Source organism: Catenuloplanes indicus (genome assembly GCF_030813715.1).
Taxonomy (GTDB): Bacteria; Actinomycetota; Actinomycetes; order Mycobacteriales; family Micromonosporaceae; genus Catenuloplanes; species Catenuloplanes indicus.
Window position 1 is genome coordinate 8,648,583 of record NZ_JAUSUZ010000001.1, and the last position, 23,498, is coordinate 8,672,080.

22 protein-coding genes are annotated in these 23,498 nt (G+C 73.9%); 13 read left to right on the plus strand and 9 right to left on the minus strand.

Going from position 1 to position 23,498, the window contains the following annotated elements; genetic code table 11:
* The first annotated feature begins 1 nt into the window (after position 1).
* On the plus strand, positions 2 to 2,842 hold the full coding sequence (locus tag J2S42_RS38775) for an AfsR/SARP family transcriptional regulator (RefSeq protein ID WP_307249275.1): 2,841 nt from the start codon (positions 2 to 4) through the stop codon (positions 2,840 to 2,842).
* A gap of 12 nt (positions 2,843 to 2,854) precedes the next feature.
* On the plus strand, positions 2,855 to 5,584 hold the full coding sequence (locus J2S42_RS38780) for an AfsR/SARP family transcriptional regulator (protein WP_307249277.1): 2,730 nt from the start codon (positions 2,855 to 2,857) through the stop codon (positions 5,582 to 5,584).
* Here J2S42_RS38780 and J2S42_RS38785 read toward each other — a convergent pair.
* Positions 5,565 to 6,800, minus strand: coding sequence for an AMP-binding protein (locus J2S42_RS38785; protein WP_307247581.1), 1,236 nt, complete (start codon positions 6,798 to 6,800; stop codon positions 5,565 to 5,567). The genes J2S42_RS38780 and J2S42_RS38785 overlap by 20 nt on opposite strands.
* Before the next feature lie 198 nt (positions 6,801 to 6,998).
* On the opposite strand from J2S42_RS38785, the gene J2S42_RS38790 reads away from it, so the two are divergent.
* Genes J2S42_RS38790 through J2S42_RS38800 form a run of 3 tightly spaced genes read left to right on the plus strand, consistent with a single transcriptional unit; the run spans position 6,999 to position 8,881 of the window.
* Positions 6,999 to 7,880 (plus strand): AfsR/SARP family transcriptional regulator, encoded by an 882-nt coding sequence (locus J2S42_RS38790; RefSeq protein WP_307247582.1) that lies wholly within the window; start codon positions 6,999 to 7,001, stop codon positions 7,878 to 7,880.
* 54 nt (positions 7,881 to 7,934) lie between these two features.
* Entirely contained in the window at positions 7,935 to 8,198 is a 264-nt protein-coding gene (locus J2S42_RS38795) for a hypothetical protein (RefSeq protein WP_307247584.1), read from the plus strand.
* The gene (locus tag J2S42_RS38800) at positions 8,189 to 8,881 is read left to right on the plus strand and encodes an aspartate/glutamate racemase family protein (RefSeq protein WP_307247586.1); all 693 of its coding nucleotides are present in this window, start codon (positions 8,189 to 8,191) and stop codon (positions 8,879 to 8,881) included. Before J2S42_RS38795 ends, J2S42_RS38800 begins: the two co-directional genes overlap by 10 nt.
* 89 nt (positions 8,882 to 8,970) lie before the next feature.
* On the opposite strand, the gene J2S42_RS38805 is transcribed toward J2S42_RS38800, so the two are convergent.
* Positions 8,971 to 9,228, minus strand: a complete 258-nt coding sequence (locus tag J2S42_RS38805; RefSeq protein WP_307247588.1) for a hypothetical protein — start codon at positions 9,226 to 9,228, stop codon at positions 8,971 to 8,973.
* Between the two features lie 309 nt (positions 9,229 to 9,537).
* Here J2S42_RS38805 and J2S42_RS38810 point away from each other — a divergent pair, with 309 nt between their 5' ends.
* Genes J2S42_RS38810 through J2S42_RS38825 form a run of 4 tightly spaced genes read left to right on the plus strand, consistent with a single transcriptional unit; the run spans position 9,538 to position 13,123 of the window.
* Entirely contained in the window at positions 9,538 to 10,443 is a 906-nt protein-coding gene (locus J2S42_RS38810; RefSeq protein WP_307247590.1) for an ATP-binding cassette domain-containing protein, read from the plus strand.
* Complete coding sequence (locus tag J2S42_RS38815; RefSeq protein WP_307247592.1) at positions 10,440 to 11,219, plus strand: ABC transporter permease; 780 nt, start codon at positions 10,440 to 10,442, stop codon at positions 11,217 to 11,219. Before J2S42_RS38810 ends, J2S42_RS38815 begins: the two co-directional genes overlap by 4 nt.
* Before the next feature lie 15 nt (positions 11,220 to 11,234).
* Entirely contained in the window at positions 11,235 to 12,470 is a 1,236-nt protein-coding gene (locus J2S42_RS38820) for a sensor histidine kinase (RefSeq protein ID WP_307247594.1), read from the plus strand.
* A complete protein-coding gene (locus tag J2S42_RS38825; protein ID WP_307247596.1) occupies positions 12,467 to 13,123 on the plus strand; it encodes a response regulator in 657 nt (218 codons plus the stop codon). The genes J2S42_RS38820 and J2S42_RS38825 overlap by 4 nt, the downstream gene beginning before the upstream one ends.
* A gap of 45 nt (positions 13,124 to 13,168) precedes the next feature.
* On the opposite strand, the gene J2S42_RS38830 is transcribed toward J2S42_RS38825, so the two are convergent.
* The 5 genes from J2S42_RS38830 to J2S42_RS38850 form a co-directional block, all read right to left on the minus strand.
* Entirely contained in the window at positions 13,169 to 13,492 is a 324-nt protein-coding gene (locus J2S42_RS38830; RefSeq protein WP_307247597.1) for an SGNH/GDSL hydrolase family protein, read from the minus strand.
* 223 nt (positions 13,493 to 13,715) lie between these two features.
* A complete protein-coding gene (locus J2S42_RS38835) occupies positions 13,716 to 15,368 on the minus strand; it encodes an L-lactate permease (RefSeq protein ID WP_307247600.1) in 1,653 nt (550 codons plus the stop codon).
* 126 nt (positions 15,369 to 15,494) lie between these two features.
* Positions 15,495 to 16,661, minus strand: coding sequence for an epoxide hydrolase family protein (locus J2S42_RS38840; RefSeq protein ID WP_307247602.1), 1,167 nt, complete (start codon positions 16,659 to 16,661; stop codon positions 15,495 to 15,497).
* Positions 16,662 to 16,954: 293 nt separating this feature from the next.
* A complete protein-coding gene (locus J2S42_RS38845) occupies positions 16,955 to 19,039 on the minus strand; it encodes a 2Fe-2S iron-sulfur cluster-binding protein (RefSeq protein WP_307247604.1) in 2,085 nt (694 codons plus the stop codon).
* Positions 19,040 to 19,053: 14 nt separating this feature from the next.
* A complete protein-coding gene (locus tag J2S42_RS38850) occupies positions 19,054 to 19,800 on the minus strand; it encodes a siderophore-interacting protein (protein ID WP_307247606.1) in 747 nt (248 codons plus the stop codon).
* Positions 19,801 to 19,923: 123 nt separating this feature from the next.
* Between J2S42_RS38850 and J2S42_RS38855 the strand changes: the two genes are divergently transcribed.
* Positions 19,924 to 20,559: a TetR/AcrR family transcriptional regulator gene (locus tag J2S42_RS38855; protein WP_307247608.1), complete on the plus strand. Its 636-nt coding sequence runs from the start codon at positions 19,924 to 19,926 to the stop codon at positions 20,557 to 20,559.
* 143 nt (positions 20,560 to 20,702) lie between these two features.
* Here J2S42_RS38855 and J2S42_RS38860 read toward each other — a convergent pair whose 3' ends face one another.
* Positions 20,703 to 21,737: an oxidoreductase gene (locus J2S42_RS38860; RefSeq protein ID WP_307247609.1), complete on the minus strand. Its 1,035-nt coding sequence runs from the start codon at positions 21,735 to 21,737 to the stop codon at positions 20,703 to 20,705.
* A 170-nt stretch (positions 21,738 to 21,907) separates the two neighbouring features.
* On the opposite strand from J2S42_RS38860, the gene J2S42_RS38865 reads away from it, so the two are divergent.
* Entirely contained in the window at positions 21,908 to 22,600 is a 693-nt protein-coding gene (locus J2S42_RS38865; protein WP_307247611.1) for a TetR/AcrR family transcriptional regulator, read from the plus strand.
* A gap of 46 nt (positions 22,601 to 22,646) precedes the next feature.
* Here J2S42_RS38865 and J2S42_RS38870 read toward each other — a convergent pair whose 3' ends face one another.
* A complete protein-coding gene (locus tag J2S42_RS38870; protein WP_307247613.1) occupies positions 22,647 to 22,895 on the minus strand; it encodes a hypothetical protein in 249 nt (82 codons plus the stop codon).
* Positions 22,896 to 22,987: 92 nt separating this feature from the next.
* On the opposite strand from J2S42_RS38870, the gene J2S42_RS38875 reads away from it, so the two are divergent.
* Positions 22,988 to 23,185 carry a hypothetical protein gene (locus tag J2S42_RS38875; protein ID WP_307247615.1) on the plus strand — a complete coding sequence of 66 codons (198 nt, stop codon included), beginning with the start codon at positions 22,988 to 22,990 and terminating at the stop codon, positions 23,183 to 23,185.
* 61 nt (positions 23,186 to 23,246) lie between these two features.
* On the plus strand, positions 23,247 to 23,459 hold the full coding sequence (locus tag J2S42_RS38880; protein WP_307247617.1) for a hypothetical protein: 213 nt from the start codon (positions 23,247 to 23,249) through the stop codon (positions 23,457 to 23,459).
* Positions 23,460 to 23,498: the final 39 nt, after the last annotated feature.

Genomic DNA, 23,498 nt, shown 5'->3' on the forward strand with positions numbered 1-23,498 from the left:
GATGTGGTTGCAGGTGCTCGGCCCGGTGCGGGGCCGCCGGGACGACGTGGAGCTGGAACTCGGCCCGCCGCAGCAGCGCACACTGCTCGCGGTGCTGCTGGCCGCGGCCGGTGAGCCGGTCGGCATGGCCACGATCCTCGACGTGCTCTGGGGTGACGCGCCGCCCGCCGCCGCGGCCGCCACGGTCCAGCAGTACGTCAGCCGGCTCCGCCGGATCATCGAACCGGACCGGCCGGCCCGCGACACCGGCGGGCTGCTCCGGCGTACCGCCGGTGGCTACCAGCTGGCCGCGGACGACGACCAGGTCGACCTGCTGCGCTGGCGGGCGCTGATCCGCGACGCCCGCGCGCTCTACGGCGCGGACAAGGCCGCGGCCGGTGCGATGTTCCGGGAGGCGTTCGCGCTCTGGACCGGCCCGGCCGCGGCGAACCTGCCGCCGGAGGCGCGCGGCCACCCGGTCTTCGCCGGCCTGGACCGCGAGCACGTCACCACGCTGGTCGAGGCCGCCGACGACGCGCTGTCCTGCGGGTTCGGCGCCGCGCTGGTCCCGGCGCTGGACCGGGCCGCGGTCTGGCACCCGTTCGACGAGGGCGTGCACGCCCGGCTGCTGCGCGCGCTGGCCGCGGCCGGCCGCCGCGCCGACGGGCTGCGCCGCTACCGCGAGGTCCGCGACCGGCTCGTCGGCGAGCTGGGCATCGAGCCCGGGCCGCTGCTCCAGGCCGCCCACCGTGAGCTGCTGGCCGAGGCCGCCCCGGCGCCCGAGGACCGGCCCCGGGACGAACCCCGGGCGGTACGGCCGGCGCAGCTGCCCGCGGACCTCGGCTCGTTCTCCGGCCGCGACGTCGAACTGGACCGCCTCGACTCGCTCGCCGAGGGCGCGATGCCGCTGGTCGTGGTCGGTGGGCTGGGCGGTGTCGGCAAGACCGCGCTCGCGCTGCGCTGGGCACACCGGGTGATGTCCGACTACCCGGACGGCCAGCTATACGTGGACCTGCGCGGCTTCGCGCCGCGCAACCCGCCGCTGTCCCCGGTCGAGGCGCTGCACGGCTTCCTGGAGGCGCTCGGCGTGCCCCGGTCCAACCAGCCGGCCACGCTGGACGGTCTGTCCGCGCTGTACCGCAGCGTGCTGGCCGGCCGGAAGGTCCTGGTGGTGCTGGACAACGCGCGCGACGACGAGCAGGTCCGCCCGCTGCTGCCCGGTACGGCCGGGTGCGCGGTCGTGGTGACCAGCCGCAGCTATCTCGGCGGGCTCGCGGTAGACGAGGGCGCCCGGTCGGTCGGGCTGGACGTGTTCAGCGACGCGGACGCGTACCGCTATCTGCGGTCCCGGCTCGGCAAGGAACGGGTGGACGCGGAACCGGAGGCGGCCGCCGAGATCATCGAGGTGTGCGGCGGGCTGCCGCTGGCCCTGGCGATCTGTGCGGCGTGGACCGAGCGCAGCCCGGCGTTCACGCTCGGCACGGTCGCGGCGGAGATCCGGCGGCGGGCCGGGCTGGACGCGTTCGCCGGCGTCGCCACCGGCCGGGACGTGCGCGCGGTCTTCTCCTGGTCGTACCGGCGGCTCTCGCCCGGTGCCGCGGAGCTGTTCCGGCGGCTCGGCCTGCACCCCGGCGGCGACGTCGCGCTCGGCACCGTGGCCAGCATCGCCGGCCGCGGCACGCCGGAGACGCTCACGCTGCTGGCCGAGCTGGCCGACGCGCACCTGATCTCCGAGCTGCGGCCCGGCCGGTACGGCGCGCACGACCTGGTCCGGGCGTACGCGGCCGAGCTGGGCGAGCCGGCCGAGCGGCAGGAGACGCTGCGCCGCACGCTCGACCACTACCTGCACTCGCTGCTGGCCGGTGCGCAACTGGTCAACCCGCTGCGCACGCCGATCGACACCGGCGGGATCGCGGACCGGGTGCGGCCGTTCACGCCGCGCGACACCGACGAGGCGCTGGCCTGGTTCGGCGAGGAGCGGGAGAACATCTCGGCCGCGATGGACGCGGCCGAGCAGCACGGGCTCGACCCGTACCTGTGGTATTTCGCCTGGGGGCTGAACGGCTACCTGATGGACCAGCTCGGCCGGTGGGACGAGGTGATCCCGGCGGCCCGCCGCGCGCTGGCCGCGGCCGAGCGGCAGAACTCGCTGTGGTGGCGCGGCTACCTGCACAACGCGCTCGGCATCTGCCACCACCGGTTCGGTGACTACGCGGAGGCGTACCGGCAGTGGTCGCTCGCGGTGGAGGTGGGCCGGGCGGCGGACGACCCGGTCCGCACCGGCATCGGCCTGGCCGGCATGGCCAGCACGCTCACCGACAACGGCCGCTGGCCGACCGGCGACGAGATCGAGCGGGCCGCCGCGTTCGCGGACGAGGCGGTCGCGCTCTGCGGGCACCTGGACCGGGACGCGCCGCCCGGCCGGCCTGACCCGTACACGGTGCGTGCCCGGGAACTGCTCGGCATCTGCGCGGAGTTCTTCGCGCTGCGCATCCTGCACCGCACCGGCGACGTCGAGGCGGCCGCGGCCGAGCTGCGCCGCGGCATCGACATGCATCGCGGCGTCGGCAACTGGGCGCGCGAGGGCTGGGGCTGGGAGCTGCTCGGCCGCATCTACCAGCACGTCGGCCAGGACGCAGAGGCGATCGAGGCGTACGAGCGCGGCCTGGCGCTGATGCAGCGCTGGCAGTGGAGCGGCACCGAGGTGCTGGTCTCGCTCGCGGCCTGCCACGCCCGGCTCGGCGACAGGGCGGCCGCGGCCCGGCTGCGCGCCCGCGCCCGGCGGCTCGCCGACGGCGTCTACCACGCCTACGCCGACCAGCTGCGCGCCCGGCTGGACGCCTACGAGACGGCCGAGGGCTGACCCGGCGTGCCGATGTGGTTCGAGGTACTGGGCCCGGTCCGCGGCCGGCGCGACGGCGTGGAGCTGCCGCTCGGCTCGCCGCAGCAGCGCGTGCTGCTGGCCGTGCTGCTCGCGGCCGCGGGTGAACCGGTCGCCACCGGCGTGCTCTCCGACGTGCTGTGGGCCGGTGAGCCGCCGCCGGCCGCGGCCGCGACCGTGCAGCAGTACGTCAGCCGCCTGCGCCGGGTCGCCGGTCCGATCGGCCGGACCGCGGCCGGGTACCGCCTCGACGTCGACTCCGACCTGCGCCGCTACCGCACGTTCCTGGACCAGGCCCGCGAGCTGGCCGGGGCCGGGCGCACCGAGGCGGCGGTGGACGCGTACGCGGCCGGGCTCGGCCTGTGGACCGCACCGGCCGGCACCGGACTGCCGGCCCACCCGGTCTTCGCCGACCTCAACCGCGAGCACGCGGCCGTGCTGGCCGAGGCCGCGGACGCCGCGCTGGAGTCCGGGCGCGGCGCCGTGCTCGCCCCGGTGCTGGACCGTGCGGCCGGCTGGCACCCGTACGACGAGGGTCTGCAGGCCCGGCTGCTGCGCACGCTCGCCGCGGCCGGCCGCACCACGGACGCGCTCGGCCACTACCGCGCCGCACGCGAACGGCTCGTCGGCGAGCTGGGCATCGAACCGGGCCCGCTGCTGCGCGACGCGCACCGGGACGTGACCGCGCCCGCGTACGTCCGGCCCGCGCAACTGCCCGCGCCACCGGCCACGTTCACCGGCCGGACCGCGGAGCTGGCCCGGATCGACGCGATCGCCGGGCCCCGGCCGCTGGTGCTGGTCGGCGGTCTCGGCGGCGTCGGCAAGACCAGCCTGGCGCTGCACTGGGCGCACCGGGCCGCGCCGCGCTACCCGGACGGGCAGCTCTACGTGGACCTGCGCGGGTTCGCGCCGAGCGGCGTGCCGCTGTCCCCGGTGGAGGCGCTGCACGGCTTCCTCGAGGCGCTCGGCGTGCCCCGGGCCAACCAGCCGGCCACACTCGACGGCCTGGCCGCGCTCTACCGCACCGTGCTGTCCGGCCGCCGGGTACTGGTGCTGCTGGACAACGCGCGCGACGACGACCAGGTGCGCCCGCTGCTGCCCGGCACGGCCGGCTGCGCGGTGCTGGTCACCAGCCGCAGCTACCTCGGCGGGCTGTCCGTCGACGAGGACGCGCGCTCGGTCGGGCTGGACGTGTTCCGGGACGCCGACGCGCTCGGCTACCTGCGCTCCCGGCTCGGCGCCGCGCGGGTGGACGCGGAGCCGCACGCGGCCGCCGAGATCGTCCGGGTGTGCGGCGGGTTGCCGCTGGCGCTGGCCATCTGCGCGGCCTGGGCCGAGCGCAGCCCGGCGTACACGCTGGCCACGGTCGTGTCCGAGCTGCGCCGGCGGGACGGGCTGGACGCGTTCGCCACCGTCAACGTGGGCCGCGACGTGCGTACCGTCTTCTCCTGGTCCTATCGGCGGCTCGGCGCGGACGCGGCCGAACTGTTCCGGCGGCTCGGCCGGCACCCCGGCCCGGACGTGGCGCTCGCGACCGCGATCAGCGCGGCCGGCCGCACCTCCTCGGAGACGCTCGGCCTGCTCGGCGAGCTCACCGACGCGCAGCTGCTCAGCGAATTCAGGCCCGGCCGGTACGCGGCGCACGACCTGGTCCGGGCGTACGCGCTGGAGATCTCCTCGGCCGGGGAGGAGCCGCTGGCCCGGATCCTCGACCACTACCTGCACTCGGTGATCGCGGGCGCGCGGCTGGCGAACCCGTACCGGCGGCAGCGTGAGCCCGGCCCGCCCGCGGCCGGTGTCGTGCCGTACACGCCGGTGGACGTGCCGGACGCGGTCGCCTGGTTCGACGCGGAGCGGGAGAACCTGGGCGCCGCGCTGTACGCGGCCGACCGGGCCGGGCTCGACGAGTACGTGTGGCTGCTCTGCTGGGGCATGAACGGTTTCCTGCTCGACCACCTAGGCCGGTGGGACGAGGCGATACCGTACGCCCGGACCGCGCTGGCCTCGGCCCGCCGGCGCGGCGACGTGTGGTGGCGCGGCTACCTGCACAACGTGCTCGGCAACTGCTACCACCGCGGCGGCGACCACGAGCGCGCACACCGGGAGTGGTCGCTGACCGCGGCGGTCGGCCGGGAGGCGGGCGACCCGATCCGGATCGCGATCGGGCTCGGCGGCATGGCCACCACGCTCACCGAACGCGACGAGTGGCCGGACGGCGACAGCATCGAGCGGGCCGCCGGGTACGCGGACGAGATGCGCGCGCTGCTCGCCGGCATCGACCGGGCCGGGCCGCCCGGCCGCGCGGACGGCCGCACCACGCACGCGCGCGACCTGATCGGGTTCACCTACCGGCTGACCGCGCTGCGCGTGCTGCACCGCACCGGCGACGTGGCGGCCGCGGCCGCGGAACGGGCGGCCGGCATCGCGGTGCACGAGAGCATCGAGAACTGGCTGCAGGTGCGCAACGGCTGGCAGCAGATCGGCCGGATGCGCGAGCACGCCGGTGACCTGGACGGCGCGGTCGAGGCGTTCGAGAAGGCGCTGCCGCTGGGCCGCACCGACGAGTGGATCACCGTGGAGCTGCTGACCCGGCTGGCCGGCTGCCACGCGCGCCTCGGCCACTCCGGCGCGGCCGCGCACTGCCGGGCCCGCGCGCTGGAACGCCTGGGCGGCGTCTACCACCCGGCCGCGGACCGGCTGCGCGCTATGCTGCCGCCCGCGTGACCCGGCCGACCAGGTAGAGGTATCCGTCCGCGTCCAGGTAGCCCGAGTCGCCGGTGCGCAGCCAGCCGTCCGGCGTCCGCACCGCGGCCGTCTCCTCCGGCTGCCGCCAGTACGCGGTCATCGCGCGCGGCGTCGACACCTGCACCTCGCCGACCATGCCGTCGGGGATGCCGTCGCCGGACTCCGGGTCGCTGATCCGCAACCGCACGCCCGGCAGCGGCCGGCCCGCGGACGCGACCCGCACGTCGTCCGCGTGGTCGGCGGCCGGCAGCACGGTCGTCGCACCGGCCGCCTCGGTCACGCCGTACACCTGGAGCAGGTTCGTACGCAGCACCGAACCGACCGCGCGGATCATCGACGGCGGCATCGGCGCGGCGCCGTACGCCAGGTTGACCACGCTGCTCAGGTCCCGCCCGGCCGCGCCCGGCTCCGCGGCCATCGCGGCCAGCAGCGTCGGCGGCACGAACGTGTGCGTCACCCGCCGGGCCTCGATCGCGTCCAGCACCGCGGGCGCGCTCACCTCCGGCATGATGACGGTCTCGGCGCCGTGCCGGACCGCCATCAGCGCCTGGGACAGCGCGGCCACCCGGGACATCGGCGTCACCACCAGGCTCACGCCGGACGGTGTCAGCCCGATCGCGTCCGCGAGCGCGTCACAGACCGAGGCCATCGCCGCGTGGGTGAGCACCGCGCCGCGCGGGAAACCGTCCCGGCCGGCCGCGTACAGCTGGCAGAACGGGGCGTCGCCGGTCACCTCGACCCGGCGGGTCGTCGTCGGCGCCTCCGCGAGCAGCAGTTCGTAGCTGCGCTCCATGTCGACCAGCTCGCGCAAATGCGGCATCAGCACCCGGACCCGGGACATCCGCTCCGCCCGCCCCTCACCGGCCAGCAGCACCGGCGCGGACGCGTCGTCCACGATGTACGCGGCCTGGCCCTCGGTGGCCCGCCCGTTGATCGGCACGTACACCGCGCCGATCCAGGCGCACGCCAGCGCGATCTCCAGCGTGGCCGGGTCGTTGCCGGCCAGGTGCGCCACCCGGTCGCCGGGCAGTACGCCCAGCCCGTCCAGCATGCCGGCGGCGGCCCGGACCCGCGCCGTGAACGCGCGCCACGTCCAGCTGCGATCGCCGTGCCTGAGGGCCACGGCGTGCGAATCGTTGGCGAGGACTGCCGACAGGACGTCGGCGGGGCGGACCGGAGCGGCCGGGATGGTCATGACCCTCAAACCACCACCGCCCGATCGACGATCGCATGACGACCCCATGATCGGGCCGCTGACCGGCGCGTTCAGTTTTTGCTCAGTGGTTGACCTGTACATCCCCCTACCGTTCATATCGTCCACCGGACTACCGGTGGACGCCGGCTTTTCGGGGGCGCCGGCCGTGCCGAACGGTGTGGGGGAAGCAGGGACATGATGTCCGGGGGGATACGTTTCGCGTTGCTCGGCCCGGTGCGGGCCTGGGACGGCGCCACCGAGCTGCCGCTCGGGTCACCGCAGCAGCGCACGGTGCTGGCCGCGCTGCTGCTGCGCGAGGGCTCCATGGTCACCGTCGACGAGCTCGTCGCGGCCGTCTGGGGGGACGAGCCGCCGCGCAGCGCGATCAACACGGTGCGCACGTACCTGTCGCGGCTGCGCACGCTGCTGCGCGACGCCGCCACGATCGTCTCCATCGGTGGCGGTTACGCGCTCCCGGTCGACCGCGCGGCCACCGATGTAACCGTTTTCCTCGACCACGTGGCGGACGCCCGGGAGGCCCGCCGGCACGGTGACGTGGCCGCGGCCGCCACGTCGCTGCGGGCCGCCGTCGCGCTGCACCGCGGCCGCCCGCTGGCCGGTGCCTCCGGGCCGTACGCGGACGCCCAGCGCACCCGCCTGGAGCAGCAGATGCTGGCCGCCCGGATCGACCTGCTCGCCGCCGACGTCGAACTCGGCCACGGCGACGAGGCGATCCCGGAACTGATGGGACTCGCCGACGAGCACCCGCTGCGCGAGCGCGTGCACGAGCTGCTGATGCTCGCGCTCTACCAGGCCGGGCGGCAGGCCGACGCGCTCGCGGTCTACCAGGACGTGCGCCTGCTGCTCGCGGACGAGCTCGGCATCGACCCGGGCGCCGCGCTCCAGGCCGCGCACCGCCGGATCCTGGCCGCGGACCCGGGCCTGGTCCTGCCGGCGGTGCTCCCGGCCGCGGCCGCGGGTACGCCACGCACGCCGGCGCAGCGCACCGGCGGTCAGCGTCCGGGCGGCGTGGCCGCGCCGCTCCGGCCCCGCCGGCACCGGCGGCGCACCGGCCTGTAGCACTCGCTCCTCAGCCGGTCCAGGCGTCCCCGTGCGGGTGGGACGCCTGGACCGGTGTCCGTGCTGATCCGCACCAGTTCCGGGAGCAGCGCGCGCAGCATCGCCTCGTCGACCGGCGAGGACGGCGCGCAGCTCGCCACCGTCAGGCCGGCGAAGGTGCCGGGCGAGCCGTATGCCGCGCACGTCGCAGCGGCGTCCGGGCCGCCGGGCAGGCCGGCCGCCGTGTCGTGCCGTGGAACGGCGCCGGCCGCGGACGCCGCGCGATATATCGATACCCGCGCCGGCAGCGGCCGGACTACGCTCACCGCATGCGCGTGATCGGACTCATCGGCGGGATGAGCTGGCAATCAACGGCCGAGTTCTACCGGCTGATCAACGAGATGACCGCGGAGCGGCTCGGCGGGCTGCACTCCGCGCGGTGCCTGCTGTACTCGGTGGACTTCGCGCCGATCGAGCGCATGCAGGCGGACGGCCGGTGGGACGACGCCGCCGCCGAGCTGGGCCGCGCCGCCCGGTCGCTGGAGGCCGGCGGCGCGGAGACGCTGGTGCTGTGCACCAACACGATGCACAAGGTCGCCGCGGAGATCCAGGCGCAGGTGAACATCCCACTGCTGCACATCGCGGACGCGACCGCCACCGCCGCGCTCGCCGCCGGCGTCACCACGGTCGGCCTGCTCGGCACCCGGTTCACCATGGCGGAGCCGTTCCTGGCCGACCGGCTGGCCGCGCACGGCCTGCGCGTGCTGGTGCCGAACGCGCAGGACCAGCGCCTGGTCAACGACATCATCTACGGCGAGCTGTGCCTGGGCGTGGTCCGCCCGGAGTCCCGGGACGCGTACCGTGGCGTGATCCGGCGCCTGGTGAACGCGGGCGCGGACGGCGTCATCTACGGCTGCACCGAGATCGAGCTGCTGGTCGACCAGTCCGACAGCGACGTCCCGGTCTTCGCCACCACCCGCCTGCACGCCGCCGCCGCGGTCGACGCGGCCCTGAGCTCCTGACGTGCGGCGCATCGAGTCCACGACCGCGCGGACGGCTTCGATCAAGCCGGTCCGCGCGAACCGGCCGGGCCGGTAGAACCGCCGGACGGTCAGTCCTCGTCGTCGAGATCGTCCTCGTCGAGGCCGCTCTCCTCCATCACAGCCCGGGCGTCGTCCGCGCGGCCCGTGACCAGTAGCGCGCCGACCGGCAGCTGCAACGCTTGCCACTCGATGCCGTCGCCGTCCCGCTCCCGCACCGCCGGCGCCCGGGCCAGCGCCTCCTCGGCCCGGCCGGCCGCGAGGAGCAGGCGCCCGCGCAGGGTCAGCGCTTCGGAAAGGTGGTCCGGCTCGTCGGCGAGCGTGGACACCACCAGCGCGGCGCGCGACAGCGCCTCCGCCCCTGGGCGGTCTCGGCCGCGGCCGTGTGCAGCCGTCCCACATCGGCCCGGGGCAGCGGGTCACCGGCCGGATGCGGCGCGGCGCCGATCTCGTGCAACACGACCACCGGTCTCGATCAAGGCGACAGCACGATCCCCCGCCGGCCCGGCCGCGCGGCCCCATGTACTGGTACCGGAGTACCAGTGGCCCCGCCGAGGTGTCGCCCGCGGTACCACGATCGTCGCCCGGCCCGCTCATAGCGTGATTCCCATGGGGAACGCCACGCGAGGAGAAGAGCCGTGATCGAGGTACGCGAGGTCACGAAACGCTACGGGGCCAGGACCGCGGTGGACCGGTTGAGCTTCACGGCGAAGCCGGGGCAGGTGACCGGTTTCCTGGGGCCGAACGGGGCCGGGAAGTCGACCACCATGCGCATGATCATCGGCCTGGACAAGCCCACCGCCGGTACGGTCACCGTCAACGGCCGCCGCTACCGGGAGCACGCGGCGCCGCTGCGGGAGATCGGGGCGCTGCTGGAGGCGCGGTCGGTGCACCCGGGCCGCAGCGCGCGCAGTCACCTGCTCGGCCTGGCCCGCACGCACGGCATCCCGCGGTCCCGGGTCGACGAGGTGCTGGAGGTGGCCGGGCTGACCGCGGTCGCGGGGAAGCGGGCCGGTGCGTTCTCGCTCGGCATGGGGCAGCGGCTCGGGATCGCGGCCGCGCTGCTCGGCGACCCGGCCGTGGTGATGCTGGACGAACCGGTCAACGGGCTGGACCCGGAGGGTGTGCTGTGGGTGCGCGGCCTGCTCGCCGGGCTCGCGGCCGAGGGCCGTACCGTGCTGCTGTCCTCGCACCTGATGGCGGAGACCGCGCTGATCGCGGACCACCTGGTCGTGGTGGGCAAGGGGCGCCTGCTCGCCGACACGAGCGTGCAAGATCTGATCAACAGCGCCGGTACCGGGGTACGGGTCGGCAGCGACGAATCGGACCGGCTGCGCGGCCTGCTGGCCCGGCCGGGCGTGAGCGTGTCCTCCGCGAACGACGGCGAACTGGACGTGACCGGCATGGACGCGCGCGAGATCGGCGCGATCGCCAGCGCGCACGGCGTGCCGCTGCACCAGCTGACCACGCGTACCGCCTCGCTGGAGGACGCGTTCATGGACCTGACCCGCGGCAGCGTCGAGTACGGGAGTGTGCCGGCATGAGACTCACCTATCGGGGCGTGCTCGCGGGGGAGTGGACCAAGTTCTGGTCGCTGCGCTCGTCGTGGATCACGCTCGGCGTCTCGCTCCTGCTCATCGGCGCGCTCGGCGCGATCGCGGCGCTCGCCTACTCGCCGGCGACCGGCGGCGAGGTCGGCCCGCCCGGACCGCTCGGGCCGTACGGCGCGGACGCGGTGTCGATCGCGATCTCCGGCACCACGTTCGCGTCGCTGGCGCTGGGCGTGCTCGGCGTGCTGGTCAGCGCCGGCGAGTACACCACCGGCCTGATCCGGGCCACGCTCACGGCCGTACCGTCGCGTCTTCCGGTCCTGTGGGCGAAAGCCCTGGTGTACGGCCCGATCGCGCTGCTGGCCGGCACGGCGGGCGCGTTCGCGGCGTTCGCGATCGGCGTGCCGGTCCTGGACGGCGAGACCGTGTCGATGGCGCTGTCCGACGACGGCGTGCTGCGCAGCCTGGTCGGCGCCGGTCTCTACCTGGGCCTGGTGGGCGTGCTGGGCGTGGCGCTGGGCGTGCTGGTCCGGTCCAGCGCGGGCGGCATCGCGATCCTCGCCGGTGGCCTGCTGATCCTGCCCGGCCTGGCGATGCTGCTGCCGTCGGACTGGTACGACGCGATCGACGGCTACCTGCCGTCCACCGCGGGCGCCGAGATCATGTCGACCACCTCGGACCGCCCGTGGACCGGACTGGCGATCTTCGCGGGCTGGGTGGCCGTGACACTCGCGGCGGCCGCGTACCGCCTGGTGAAGTCGGACGCATAGGCGAGAATGGGCGCGATGAGCGACACCTGGCTGCTGCGGGCGCAGCAGAGGCTGGCCGCCGCCGGACGGCGGCGGCCATGGGTGCTGGACCTGCTCGTGACGGTCCCGGTGATCCTGTCCGGGCTGCGCGACATCTTCGGCGGCGAGAAACCGGGGCACGGCGGCCCGTTCGGTGACCAGGAGTTCGGCACGCTGCCGCCCGCGGTCACGGCCGCGCTGGTCGCGGTGATGGTGGTGGCGCTCTGGTGGCGCCGCCGCGCCCCGGCCGTGGTGCTCGCGGTCGTGCTGGCCGTGGTGCTCGGGTCGTGGCTGGCCGGCGCCTGGATCCAGTCCGGCATGGCGATGCTGCTCGCGCTGTACGCGCTGGCCCGGCACGGCAACCTGCGCACGCTCGCCTGGGCCTGCGCCGGCACCGCCGTGATGGTGGTCGCCGGGCTGTTCTTCCTGCTGTCCGTGGAGCACCCGTGGACCAGCGCGTTCTTCATGATCGGTACGGGGACCGCCGCGGTCGCGCTCGCGCTCACGGTCCGCACCCGCGCCGCCTACCTGGCCGCGCTCGAGGACCGCGCCCGCCGCCTGGAGGTGGAGCGGGACCAGCGGGAACGCCTGACCGCCGCGGCCGAGCGGTCCCGGGTCGCGCGGGAGATGCACGACATCGTCGGCCACAACCTGTCCGTGATGATCGGCCTCGCGGACGGCGGCGCGGTGCTGGCCGCCAGCCGCGGCGAGTCGACCGCGGAACCGCTGCGGCTGATCGGCGAGACCGGCCGGCAGGCGCTCGGCGAGCTGCGCCGCGTGCTCGGCGTGCTGCGCGACGGCACCACCGACGCCCGGCTCAGCCCGCAACCCGGCGTGGCCGACCTCGACGACCTGGTCCGGCGGGTGCGCGCAGCCGGGCTCACGGTCGAGTACCGCACGGACGGCGACGTGCGCACGCTCGGCGGCGGGCTGCAGCTGACCGTCTACCGCATCGTGCAGGAGGCGCTGACCAACACGCTCAAACACGCGGGCGCCGGGTCCCGGGCCACCGTCACCGTGCACGCCGAGGACGACACGGTACGGGTGACGGTCCGCGACACCGGCCCGTCCGGCGGTTTCACGGCGCCGGACGGCGACGAGCCCGGTCACGGCCTGGCCGGGATCCGGGAGCGGGCCGGGCTCTACGGCGGCGAGGTGATCGCCGGGCCGGACGCGGCCGGTGGCTGGCAGGTGGAGGCGTTGCTCAACGACCGCCCGGTGACGGTGGCATGACCACGGTCCTGATCGCCGACGACCAGCCGCTGCAACGGCTCGGCTTCCGCATGCTGCTCGAGGGCACGCCCGGGATGTCCGCGGTCGGCGAGGCCGAGCACGGCGCCGAGGCGGTGCGGATGGCCGCCGACCTGCGGCCGGACGTGGTGCTGATGGACGTGCGCATGCCCGGCATGGACGGTATCGAGGCCACCCGCCGGATCATCGCGGCCGGTGGCCGTACCCGGGTGCTGATCCTGACCACGTTCGACCTGGACGAGTACGTCTACGCCGGGTTGCGGGCCGGGGCCGGCGGCTTCCTGCTCAAGGACGCCCGGCCGGAGGAGCTGATCGCCGGGATCCGCGCGGTCGACGCCGGTGACGCCGTGGTCGCGCCGCGGCTGACCCGGCGGCTGATGGAGGCGTACACCCGGGACCAGGCCCCGGCCGCCGGTGACGATCCGCGGCTGGCCGCGCTGAGCGAGCGGGAGCACGAGGTACTGGTCGCGATCGGCCAGGGCTGGACCAACACGGAGATCGCCGAGCGGCTGGTGCTGACCGAGTCGACCGTGAAGAAGCACGTCGGCCGGGTGCTCGCGAAGGTGGGCGCGCGGGACCGGGTGCAGGCGGTGATCGTCGCCTACGACACCGGGCTGGTGCGCCCCGGACGGTGACGCGCCGGGTACCCGCCGATCCCCGGAGGGATCGGCGGGCGTGCCTCAGAGTTTGCTGATCTCCGCGGAGAGCATGTACGTGTAGACGACGGCGTGGCCGTACCGCTTCGGGTGGAAGGTCTGGTAGGCGAGGCCGAGGTCGGAGCTGACGCCGTGGATCCACTCGGTGGCGACGGGCGTGCAGGCCTCGTGACCGATGAACGGCAGCCGCATCTCGACGAACCGCACACCGGCCCGGCCGGCCGCGTCCGCGATGCCCGCGGCCAGGTGGTCGGCGTTGTGCGTGATCTGCTTGCGCTTCAGGGCGCTGAGGCCGATCGCGCCGCAGCTGCCGGCGCCCTCGTCGACCAGCCGCGGGTAACCGAGCACCAGCACCTGCGCCCGCGGCGCAGCGCCACGTACTCGCCGGGCGTCACGCCCGCCGCGTGCGCGGGTGCCGCGGCCGTCAGCGTGGCCGTGACCGCGAGTATGCCGGTGACCAGCACCGACCGGATCTTCTGCATGTACCGGTACACCTCCGCTGCCGCCGGACCGGCCACGCATCGGCATCCGCTGCCTAGACCCACCCGCCGGGCGGGGTAGGCATCCGTCGTCAGGGCACCATCCAGCTCAGCACCGGCGTGGCCTGCAAGCCGACCAGCAGCGCCATCGCGCAGATCAACACCACGCTCCAGCCGGCCGTACGACGGAACAGGTCGCCCTCGCGCCCGCTCAGCCCCACCGCGCCCGCCGCGATCGTCAGGTTCTGCAACGAGATCATCTTGCCGACCACGCCACCGGACGCGTTGGCCGCGGCGAGCAGCACCGGGTCCAGGCCGGCCGACCGGGCGGCGGTGACCTGGAGCCCGCCGAACAGCGAGTTGGACGAGGTGTCCGAGCCGGTGAGCGCCACCCCCAGCCAGCCGAGCACGGGCGAGAGCACGGCGAACACGCCACCGGCACCGGCCATCCAGCTGCCCAGCGTCGCGGTCTGCCCGCTGCCGTTCATCACGAAGGCCAGCGCCAGCAGCCCGCAGACCGTGACGATCGCCCCGCGCAGCGAGAGCAGCGTCCGCCCGTACGCCGCCGCCGCGGCTCGCGGTGTGATCCGCAGGATCGCCATCGTCATCAGGCCGGCCAGGAACAGCAGCGTGCCGGTCGAGGAGAGCCAGTTGAACCGGAACACCGGCAGGGACGACTGCGCACCGGAGCCGGTCAGCAGGTGCAGGCCCGGCCACCGGAACGTCACGGTCACGGCGTTCAGCGCGTCCGCGATCACCGGCACCTGCGACAGGCCGAAGATCACCACGATCAACAGGTACGGTGCGTACGCCCGCCATACCTCGGCCGCGGTGTCCGGTCTCGTGGGGGCCGCGAGGGTGACCGTGCCGCCCGCCCCGCCGGTCACGGCCGCCGGCCGCGAGCCCGCCGGTGCGCCGCCCCCACCGTCGCGCCGCGGCGGCCACACGCGGGCGGTCACCGCCACCACCACGGCGCTGACCAGCCCCGCCACGATGTCGGCCAGCGCGACCGAGAGATAGTTCGAGGTGAGGAACTGCGCCACCGCGAACGACACGCCGCAGGCGGCCGCGACGTGCCACGTGCCGCGCACGCCGCGGCGGCCACCGACCAGACCGACCAGCAGCAGCGGTACGAACAGCGCGATCACCGGTACCTGGCGCCCGGCCATCGCGCCCAGGTCGCCCGCCGGCAGATCGGTGACCCCCGCCAGCGTGGTGATCGGCAGGCCTAGCGGCCCGAACGCGGCCGGCACGGTGTTGGCCACCAGCGCGACCGTGGCCGCCCTCATCGGACCGAGCCCCAGCGCCAGCAGCATCACCGTGGTGATCGCGACCGGCGTACCCTGACCGGCCAGTCCCTCCAGCAGCGCGCCGAAGCAGAACGCGATCACCAGCGCCTGCACCTGCCGGTCGCCGCTGACCCGGGTGAACGCACGCCCGAGCACGTCGAAGTGCCCGCTCGTCACGGTCATCCGGTAGATCCAGATCGCGGTGCCGAACGTCCACACGAGCGGGAACAGCGCGAACGCCGCCCCCAGGCTCGCGGTGAGCAGCACCTGCCCGGCCGGCATCGCGTACGCCACGACGGACACCAGGGCGGCCACGGCGAGCGCACCGAGCGCGGCCAGCCACGCCCGCACCCGCGCGACCCCCAGCAACACGAACAACGTGATGATCGGCAGTCCGGCGACGACCGCGCTCCACACCAGCGAGCCGGCGAGCGGCGCCAGCATCGGTCGGTACATGCCCACCTCCGGCCACGCGGCACACCGCACGGGAACGCGCATAGTCTGCCCGCCCGCCCACGTCCCCCGTTCTCCGAGATTGCGCTCTGCCCCGCGACCCCGGCCGGCCGGCACCGTCCGGCGACGCTATGGACGTGCGGCCTCCGGGAGGTTCCGGCAGGTGCGGAACGTCGTCCGGATCTCCTCGGTGAGCAGGCCCGGCTGTTCGAGTGCGGCGAAGTGCCCGCCCCGGGGGAGCTGGGCGTAGTGCAGCAGGGACGGGTATCGGCGCTCGACCCATCGGCGCGACGCCTGCACGGCCTCGCCGGGAAAGATGCTGAAGCCGGCGGGTACCGGGTTCGGCTCGGCGGCGAACGTGGGGCGCTGCCGCTCCTCCCAGTAGAGGCGCGCGGCCGATGCGGCCGCGTTGGGCAGCCAGTAGAGCATGATGTCGTCGAGGATCTCGTCCCGGCCGACGGCCGTCTCCGGGTCGCCGTCGTGTTCGGCGACGTCCTGGAACAGCGTGTAGATCCAGGCGGCGAGCCCGGCCGGCGAGTCGGACAGCGCGTATCCGATCGTCTGCGGGCGAGTGGCCTGCTCCCGGGCGTACCCGTCCAGCTCGTCCTGGTAGTGCTGAGCGCGGCCGATCATGCGCTGCTCCTCGGGCGTGGCCTCGCTGATCTCCTGCGCGGTCGGGAACACCATCGGCAGGTTGACGTGCACGCCCCGGCACCGGTCGGGCGCCGCGCGGCTGATCCGCTCGACGACCGCGGAGCCCCAGTCGCCGCCCTGGGCGAAGAAGCTGTGGTAGCCGAGGCGTTCCATGAGCGTGAGCCAGGCGTCGGCGATCCGCGCGACGTTCCAGCCGGTCCCGGCCGGCTTGCCGGAGAAACCGAAGCCGGGCATCGAGGGGATCACCACGTGGAACGCGTCCGCGGCGTCGCCGCCGTGCGCGACCGGGTCGGTGAGCGGGCCGATCAGCTCGCGGAACTCCAGGACCGACCCGGGCCAGCCGTGGCACAGCAGCAGCGGGACCGCACCGGGCTCGGCCGAGCGCACGTGCAGGAAGTGGATCCCCAGCCCGTCGATCTCGGTGTGCATCGACCCGAGGTTGTTGAGGTCCCGCTCGCAGCGCCGCCAGTCGTAGCCGGTGGCCCAGTACTCGCAGAGCGCCCGGATCCGCTCGATCTGCGGTCCCTGGCCGGCGCCCGGCACGGTCTCGCGGTCCGGCCAGCGCGTCGCGGTGAGACGTTGCCGCAGGTCGAGGAGGGCTTCGTCGGGGATCGCGATGGGGAAGGGGGTGACGTCGGACATCGTTCGCTCCAGGTTCGGTCGGGTTCGGCCGTCACCATACCCGGAAAGTGGAGGAAAGAATCAACTTAGAAAAAGTTCCTCCACTTGACGATTTCCTGAGCCGGCCGGCGGCGGCGCGGTCGAGTCGCGGCGCCTCGCCGGCGTCCGGGGCCCGCACCGGAGCGACCTGTTCATCACCGCCGGGCGGCCCGCCCCCGACGGCCTCGCGCCACTGGATCCGGCCGCGTCCGGGCCGGCCGGCGGCTCGCGTGGACGCTGATCCATCGCCCTGCTTGCCGCGCGGGTGGCGAAGGTCAGGGCGCGGGCGGCTCGCTGATGTCCACCGTTACCGGCGACAGCGGGCAGCTGAGGCACGCCAGCACGTATCCGGGGCGGGTCCGGTCGTTCGGGTCGGACGTGCTGACCTCGCCGCCGCGGAGGCGGACCAGGCAGTCACCGCAGTTGCCGACGGTGCAGGAGTACGGCATCGGCAGCCCGGCGGCCAGCCCGGCGTCGAGCAGTGTCTGCCCGGGTTCGACCGTCACCGTACCGAAGGATTCGACGGTCATCGGCTGCGGCGCGGTGGTCACGGCCGCGTCCGGCGCGCTGCTGTAGCGCTCCTGATGCACGTGCGTCGCGGGAATCCCGAGCCCGGACAGCACACCGTGGACGGTGTCCATCAACGCGTCCGGCCCGCACACGAAATAGTGCGCCGCCGGCGACGCGGACAGACCGGAGATCCACCGGTGTACGCCGTGCGCGTCCAGCCGTCCGTCACGGCGCGTCAGCACGTGCGTGACGGACACGTGGCCCGCGGCCGCCAGCGCGTCGCCGAAGATGACCTCCTCCGGCGAGCGGCTGCTGTAGAGCAGCGACACCCGCCCACGGTACGCCCGGATCATGCTCATCATCGGCGTCACCCCGCTGCCCGCGGCGATCAGCACGATCTCCTCCGGCGCCGGATCCGGCAGGTGGAACGTGCCGGACGGCCCGAGCACCGCGATCCAGTCCCCGGCGCGCAGCTCCCGGTGCACGTGCCCGGAGAACCGGCCGCCGTCGACCTGCTTGACCGTCACCTCCAGCCGGGAGGAGCCGGGGGCGGACGAGGCCGAGTAGGCACGCCGCACCGGCTGCCCGCCGACGTCGGCGACGAGCGTGAAGTGCTGGCCGGGCCTAAAGTCGAACGTGCCGCCGGGGTCCTCCAGCACCAGCGTGACCGCGCTCGGCGTCTCCCGGCGGATCTCCACGATCCGCACCTGCCGCAGTGGGTCGGCGGCCGTGACGCCGCCGGCCGTGACGCCGCCGGCCGTGACGCCGCCGGCCGTGACGCCGCCGGCCGGGACGCCGGTGGAGACGTCGTCGTATCCCTCCTTCGCCAGCCCGGTCCGGTAGGCGCGGTTCATCACCGGCCGCAGCAGCCGGCCGATCCCGGGGATCGCGCCGATCGCCCGCAGCAGGGACCCGCCGCGCTTGGTGTTCGCCGCCAGATGCCGGCTGGCCAGCACCGTCATGTCCGGCGCGGTGTCCCGGCCGAGGTGGGTGCCGGCGTTCCAGATCCGGGACCGGGCGACCGCGTCGTTGCCGCGCACCTCCGCGTGCTCGACGTCGATCAGCAGCGCCGCGTGCGGCGCCATGCCGCGCAGCGCCATGGTCTCCAGCAGCGCCGGATCGTCCGTGATCACGCCGCGGCCGCTGACGTGCAGCACGCCGGTGCGGCCCGGCACCAGCGCGGCGAACGCCAGCCGGTCGTCGCGCAGCAGGTTGTGCAGCGTGTCCGCGCGCCGGTTGCCCTTCCGGTCCGGGATCGCCAGCGTGTGCCCGTCGAGGATCCGCGCCACCGTCCCCCGGTCGCCGCGCGGGCTGGTGTCGCTGCCGCCGTCACCGTCCCACGTGGACAGCGCGAGGAACGGCGCGGTGGCGAGGAAGCCGGCGACGCCCGGCCCGCTCAGCGGCCCGTCACCCGGAGCGGCAACCGCCGCGCCCGGGACGGGCGGCTGCCACAGCCGGGAGCGCAGCACCGCCTGTGCGCAGTGGACGAACGCCTCGGCGACGCGGACCGCGCGGCCGGACATCGTGCCGTTGACGCGCAGGACCTCGCCCACGCCCGGCAGCAGGAAGAACAACGACACCGGACCGGCGGGTACGTCCGGAGCGGCGAACGATATCCGGGTCGGCGAGTGCACGCGGGCGAATCCGGGCGTACCGCCGACGAACGTGGTCCGGGGGACGCCGCCGGCGTCGCGGTAGCCGAACGCCGCGATCGGGCTGAGCGCCAGGATCGCCCGGCAGCCCTCGTCGAGCGCGCTGATCTGCTTCAGCATGATCACCGCCGGGGCGCGGCCGACGGCCGACTCGACCTCGTCCACGCTGGTCAGCCGGCGAAAATGAGTCCGTTGCACGAGAAATCCCTCTCTCAGCCGGGAGCGGACCGGCCCAGACGCCAGTAGCCGAAGAACGAGATGTCCTGCTTGGGTACGCCACGGTCGCCGACCAGATGCCGGCGCACCGACGTGGCCAGCCGGGATTCGCCGGCGACCCAGGTGTAGTACCGGCCGGCCGGCAGCGTGGCCCGCCGCAGCGCGTCCAGCACCAGCTCGCCGGGCCGCAGCGCGGGATCGTCGCGGCTGAGCCAGTGCGCGTCCACGTCCCGGATGTCGGCCCGGGTCGGCACCTCCAGGAACACCGTGGTGGGCAGCGCCGGCGGCGTACCGTCCAGGATGGACAGTATCGCGGGCAGTGCGGTCTCGTCGCCGACCAGCAGCTGCGCCTGCGCGTGCTCCGGCCGGCGGTACGTCGTGCCGATGTCGAGGATCCCGGCCGGGCTGCCCGGCGCGGCCCGGCGCACCCAGTCCGACATCGGCGAGTCACCGTGCACCGCGAACTCGATGTCGACCTCGTCGTCCGCGGGCCGTACCCGGCGGATCGTCAGGTTCCGCACCCAGGGCCGCACCGCCTTCGGCATCAGCAGCACCTGCGCCATCCATGCCTCGCTGGACAGCGTCGGCATGCGCAGCCCGGTCTGTCCCGCCCGCGGGAAGAACAGCCGGACCGCCTGGTCGCCGCCGGCCGGCACCAGGCTCCGCACGTCCGGCCCGCCGAGTGTGACGCTCGCGAAGCTCGGCGAGAGGAACTCCCGGCGGCGCACCTCCAGCGTGCTCACCGTGCGTGACGAGGGCCGGTAGACCTTCGGTATCATGTCTTGTTTTCCCAGCTCACCGCACTATTGTGAACAATAGCTCGGTTCTTTGGCTACTCGCTTTCACCGCCTCCGGAAGGACGCCCGATGCCGCCCGCCGCCCGCCGTCTCCAGCCACGTCGCGAGCCCCGGCAGGTGCGCGCGGAACTCACCCGCGAGCGCATCCTGACCGCGGCTGCTCATGTTTTCACCGAGTACGGCTACGCCGCCGGCACCACGAACCGGATCGCCGAACAGGCTCGCATCTCGATCGGCTCGCTGTACCAGTACTTCCCGAACAAGGACGCGATCCTGGCCCAGCTCCTGATCCGGCACATCGACCGCGGCACCTGGACCGCCGCGGACCGGATCGACCTGACACCGGGCAGCCTGCGCGCGATGGTGCATGCCATGGTCCGCGACGCGATCGACCACCACAGTGACGACCCGCAGCTGCTCCGCATCATGATCGAGCAGGCGCCGGTCTCACCCGACCTGCTGGACGCGATCAACCGGCACGGCGAGACCCGCACCACCCAGATCCGCGATCTGCTCGCCCGTCACCCGGACGTGCGGGTCCGCGACCTCGGTACCGCCGCCGAACTGGTCCTGTTCACCATCGAGATGAACACCCACAAACTGATGGCCGGCCCTCGCCCCGTTCCCATCGCCACGATCGAGACCGAGCTCATCGACATGATCACTCGCTATCTCCAGGGCGACCCGCAGCCGGCGTCATGCTGAGGTGAACGCGCGCCGGAACGCCATGTCCACCTCATGTTCCGCCGGGTGCGGGCCGCGCGACGCGTTCACGGCTGATCCGATGGCCCGCCCGTGCACCGCGGTGGCCCGGACCGCTGATCCCCCTCGGCACGGGCCGGTGAGAGTTACGGCCGGCCCGCGTCGCCGAACGAGACCTTACCGAGTTCCTCCAGAGTGGCCCACAGCCTCGCTCCCAGTTGCGGGTCCCGGGCGTTCTCCGGGACGATCTCCACGCCCGGCAGGCCGCGCACCGCCTGGAAACCCTTCGGGCCGTAGTAGCCGCCACCGTTGGCCTGCGGCGACGTCGCGGCGTACAGGATGGGAAGAGCACCCACGGCGGGGTCCTGCCACATCGGGCGGATGAACCGGAAGCGCCGCCCCTCCGTGGTGTCCGGGCCGGGCCCGTCCAGGACGATGCTGGTTCGTGCGACACCGGGGTGTGCGGCGATGCTGGTGATCCGCCAGCCGGATGCCTTGCTCCGGCGCTCACATTCGAAGGCGAGCAGCATGTTGGCGAGCTTGGTGTCGTCGTACGCCTTGACGTAGTCGTACGTCCGTTCCTTCTGCAGGTCGTCGAAATTGATCGAGCCGGTGTGGCCGCGCAGGCTCGCCGTCCAGATGATCCGTGGATCGTTGCCCTTCTGCAGGAGCGGCCGCAGCCGGGCCGACAACGCGAACGGGCCGAGCGCGTTGGTGGCGAAGGTCCGCTCGAAGCCGTCGACGCTCACCTCGCGATTGACCCGGGCCATCACCCCGGCATTGTTGATCAGCAGGTCCAGCCGGTCTCCGGTCGCCTGGAGGCGCTCGGCGAAGGCTTCGATCGATGCGAGGTTCGTCAGGTCGAGCGTCTCGAATCGCACCGACGAGCCCGGCGCCGCTTCGCGAATCCGGCGGACCGCCTCTGCGCCACGTTCGGCGTTGCGGGAGGCGATCGTCACGTCCGCGCCCGCGATCGCGAGCCCGAGTGCCTCGTGGTATCCCAGTCCGCTGCGCCCGTCGTTCGGATAGCCGTTGGCACCGGTCACCACCGCGCGCCGGCCGTTCTGCGGGGGGATGTCCGCCGCGGTCCAGTCCGGGACCTCCGCGCCCGGGGAGGTCAGTCTTCCGCCTGCGAAGCCGGCGGCTCCGGCCACTCCGGCGCCCACGCCCAGCGCGGACATCCTCAATATCGAACGCCGGGAGAACCGTCGGGGCTGTGGAACTTCTTCTTCGTTCGCTTGCTCTGGCACGGCTGACTCCATGATCGTCGAGTAGGTATACTATACGGTGGAGTATACAAGCGGGCTGTGTCAAGCTTCGAGTCATCAATCAAGGATGCGAAGGTGAGCGCATGAAGATGATCGGTGGCGTACCCCTCGACCAAGCCATCCTCTCGGCGGCGATAGCCACCTTCGTCGCGCACGGCTACGAGAACACCTCGATGGACGAGGTCGCGGCACGCGCGTCCACCACCAAGCGCACGGTGTACGCGCACTTCGGCAACAAGGAGGCACTCTTCCGCAGCGCGCTGGCGAAGGCCGTGGAGCGGTTCCAGGACGAGATGCCGAAACTCGCCGACCTGTCCCGCCCGGCGGCGGAGCTGGAGGCGTTCGCGGTCGGCTTCAGCGATCTCTCGACCTGGCGGGGCGCCGTCCGCCTTCAGCGCGTGGTGATGAGCGGAGCCGAACAGTTCGCCGGCCTCGGCACCATGCTCCACCGCGAGGTCATCGAGCGAGCGGAGGCCGCGGTCGCCGACTTCCTCAGAGCGCTCGACGCGCACCACGGAACGGATCCCGGCCCGCGCTCGTACGAACTTCTCGCGAGCATGTTCATCAACCTGACGACCGGCCGGCAACGTTTCGCCACGCTGCTGCAGGCCCGCGAGCCGCTTTCCGAGCACCCACTGCACCTGCCGGCCCCCGACCACGACCGGGCCGCCATCCGGGACGCCGTTGAGATCTTTCTGCGGGGAGCACTGTTCGCCGGTTCACGCGAGACAGCGACCGGTACGCCGCCCGGTGACAGGCCGGCGCGGCCGGCCTGACCGGGTCGATCGCATAGAGTGACTACCTGCCCGGCCGCAGGGGGGGTCAGCGGTGGGCGGTGAGCAGCCGGGCGGTGGCGGGCAGGCGGTAGCCGCCGGTGCCGAGACGGTGTGGACGGAATTCGACGTTCGCGATGGCGAGCCCGCCGGTGCCGCACGCCAGCTGAACCACGTGCACGCCGGCCGGCAGGTCGCCGAGCGGGTCGAGCAGGGGAGTGACCAGGCCCGTGCAGCAGCCGCGCGAGATCGTTTCGCACGCCGTCGAGTACATCCGGCCGCCGGGGGCGGTGACCATGGCCGGTTGAACCTCGCGCATACGCGCACGGACCGGCCGGAAACGCGTTGCGCACGGCGTACCGGCGTGGTGGCTTGAAGACCATGGACTGGGTGGAGGATTTCTACTCGCGGACCGGCGTGTGGTGGGCCGGGGGCATGGCGCGGGTGACCGAGCGCGATCACCGGCGGGTGCGGCTGCTGCGCGCGCATGCCGGTGCCGGGCCGTTGCGGGTGCTGGAGCTGGGGTCGGGCTTCGGGACCACGGCGGCGGTCGCGGCTACCGGACCCCACCCGCGGGTACGCGCATGAGCTGCGCGAGGAGACATGGTTCGACCCGGTCACCAGCACCGCGTTCGACACCTGGTGGGACGTGACCGCGCCGGACCGGAAGGTCACCCAGCGGCTGCGCTGCTACAGCCCGGCGGACCTTGCGCTGCTGCTGGAGGGTACCGGCCTGCGCCTCGACGGCATCCTCCTCGGCGGGGAGCGCATCGCGCTCCGGCACTGGCCGCGGCTGCTGACCGAGGAGGCGGAGTACCTGGCGGTGCTCACCCCTCTGGCGAATGAAGGGATCCAGAGTTAGAGTTTCTGTATCCAATTCAATGCGACTTGGGTCCGTGTG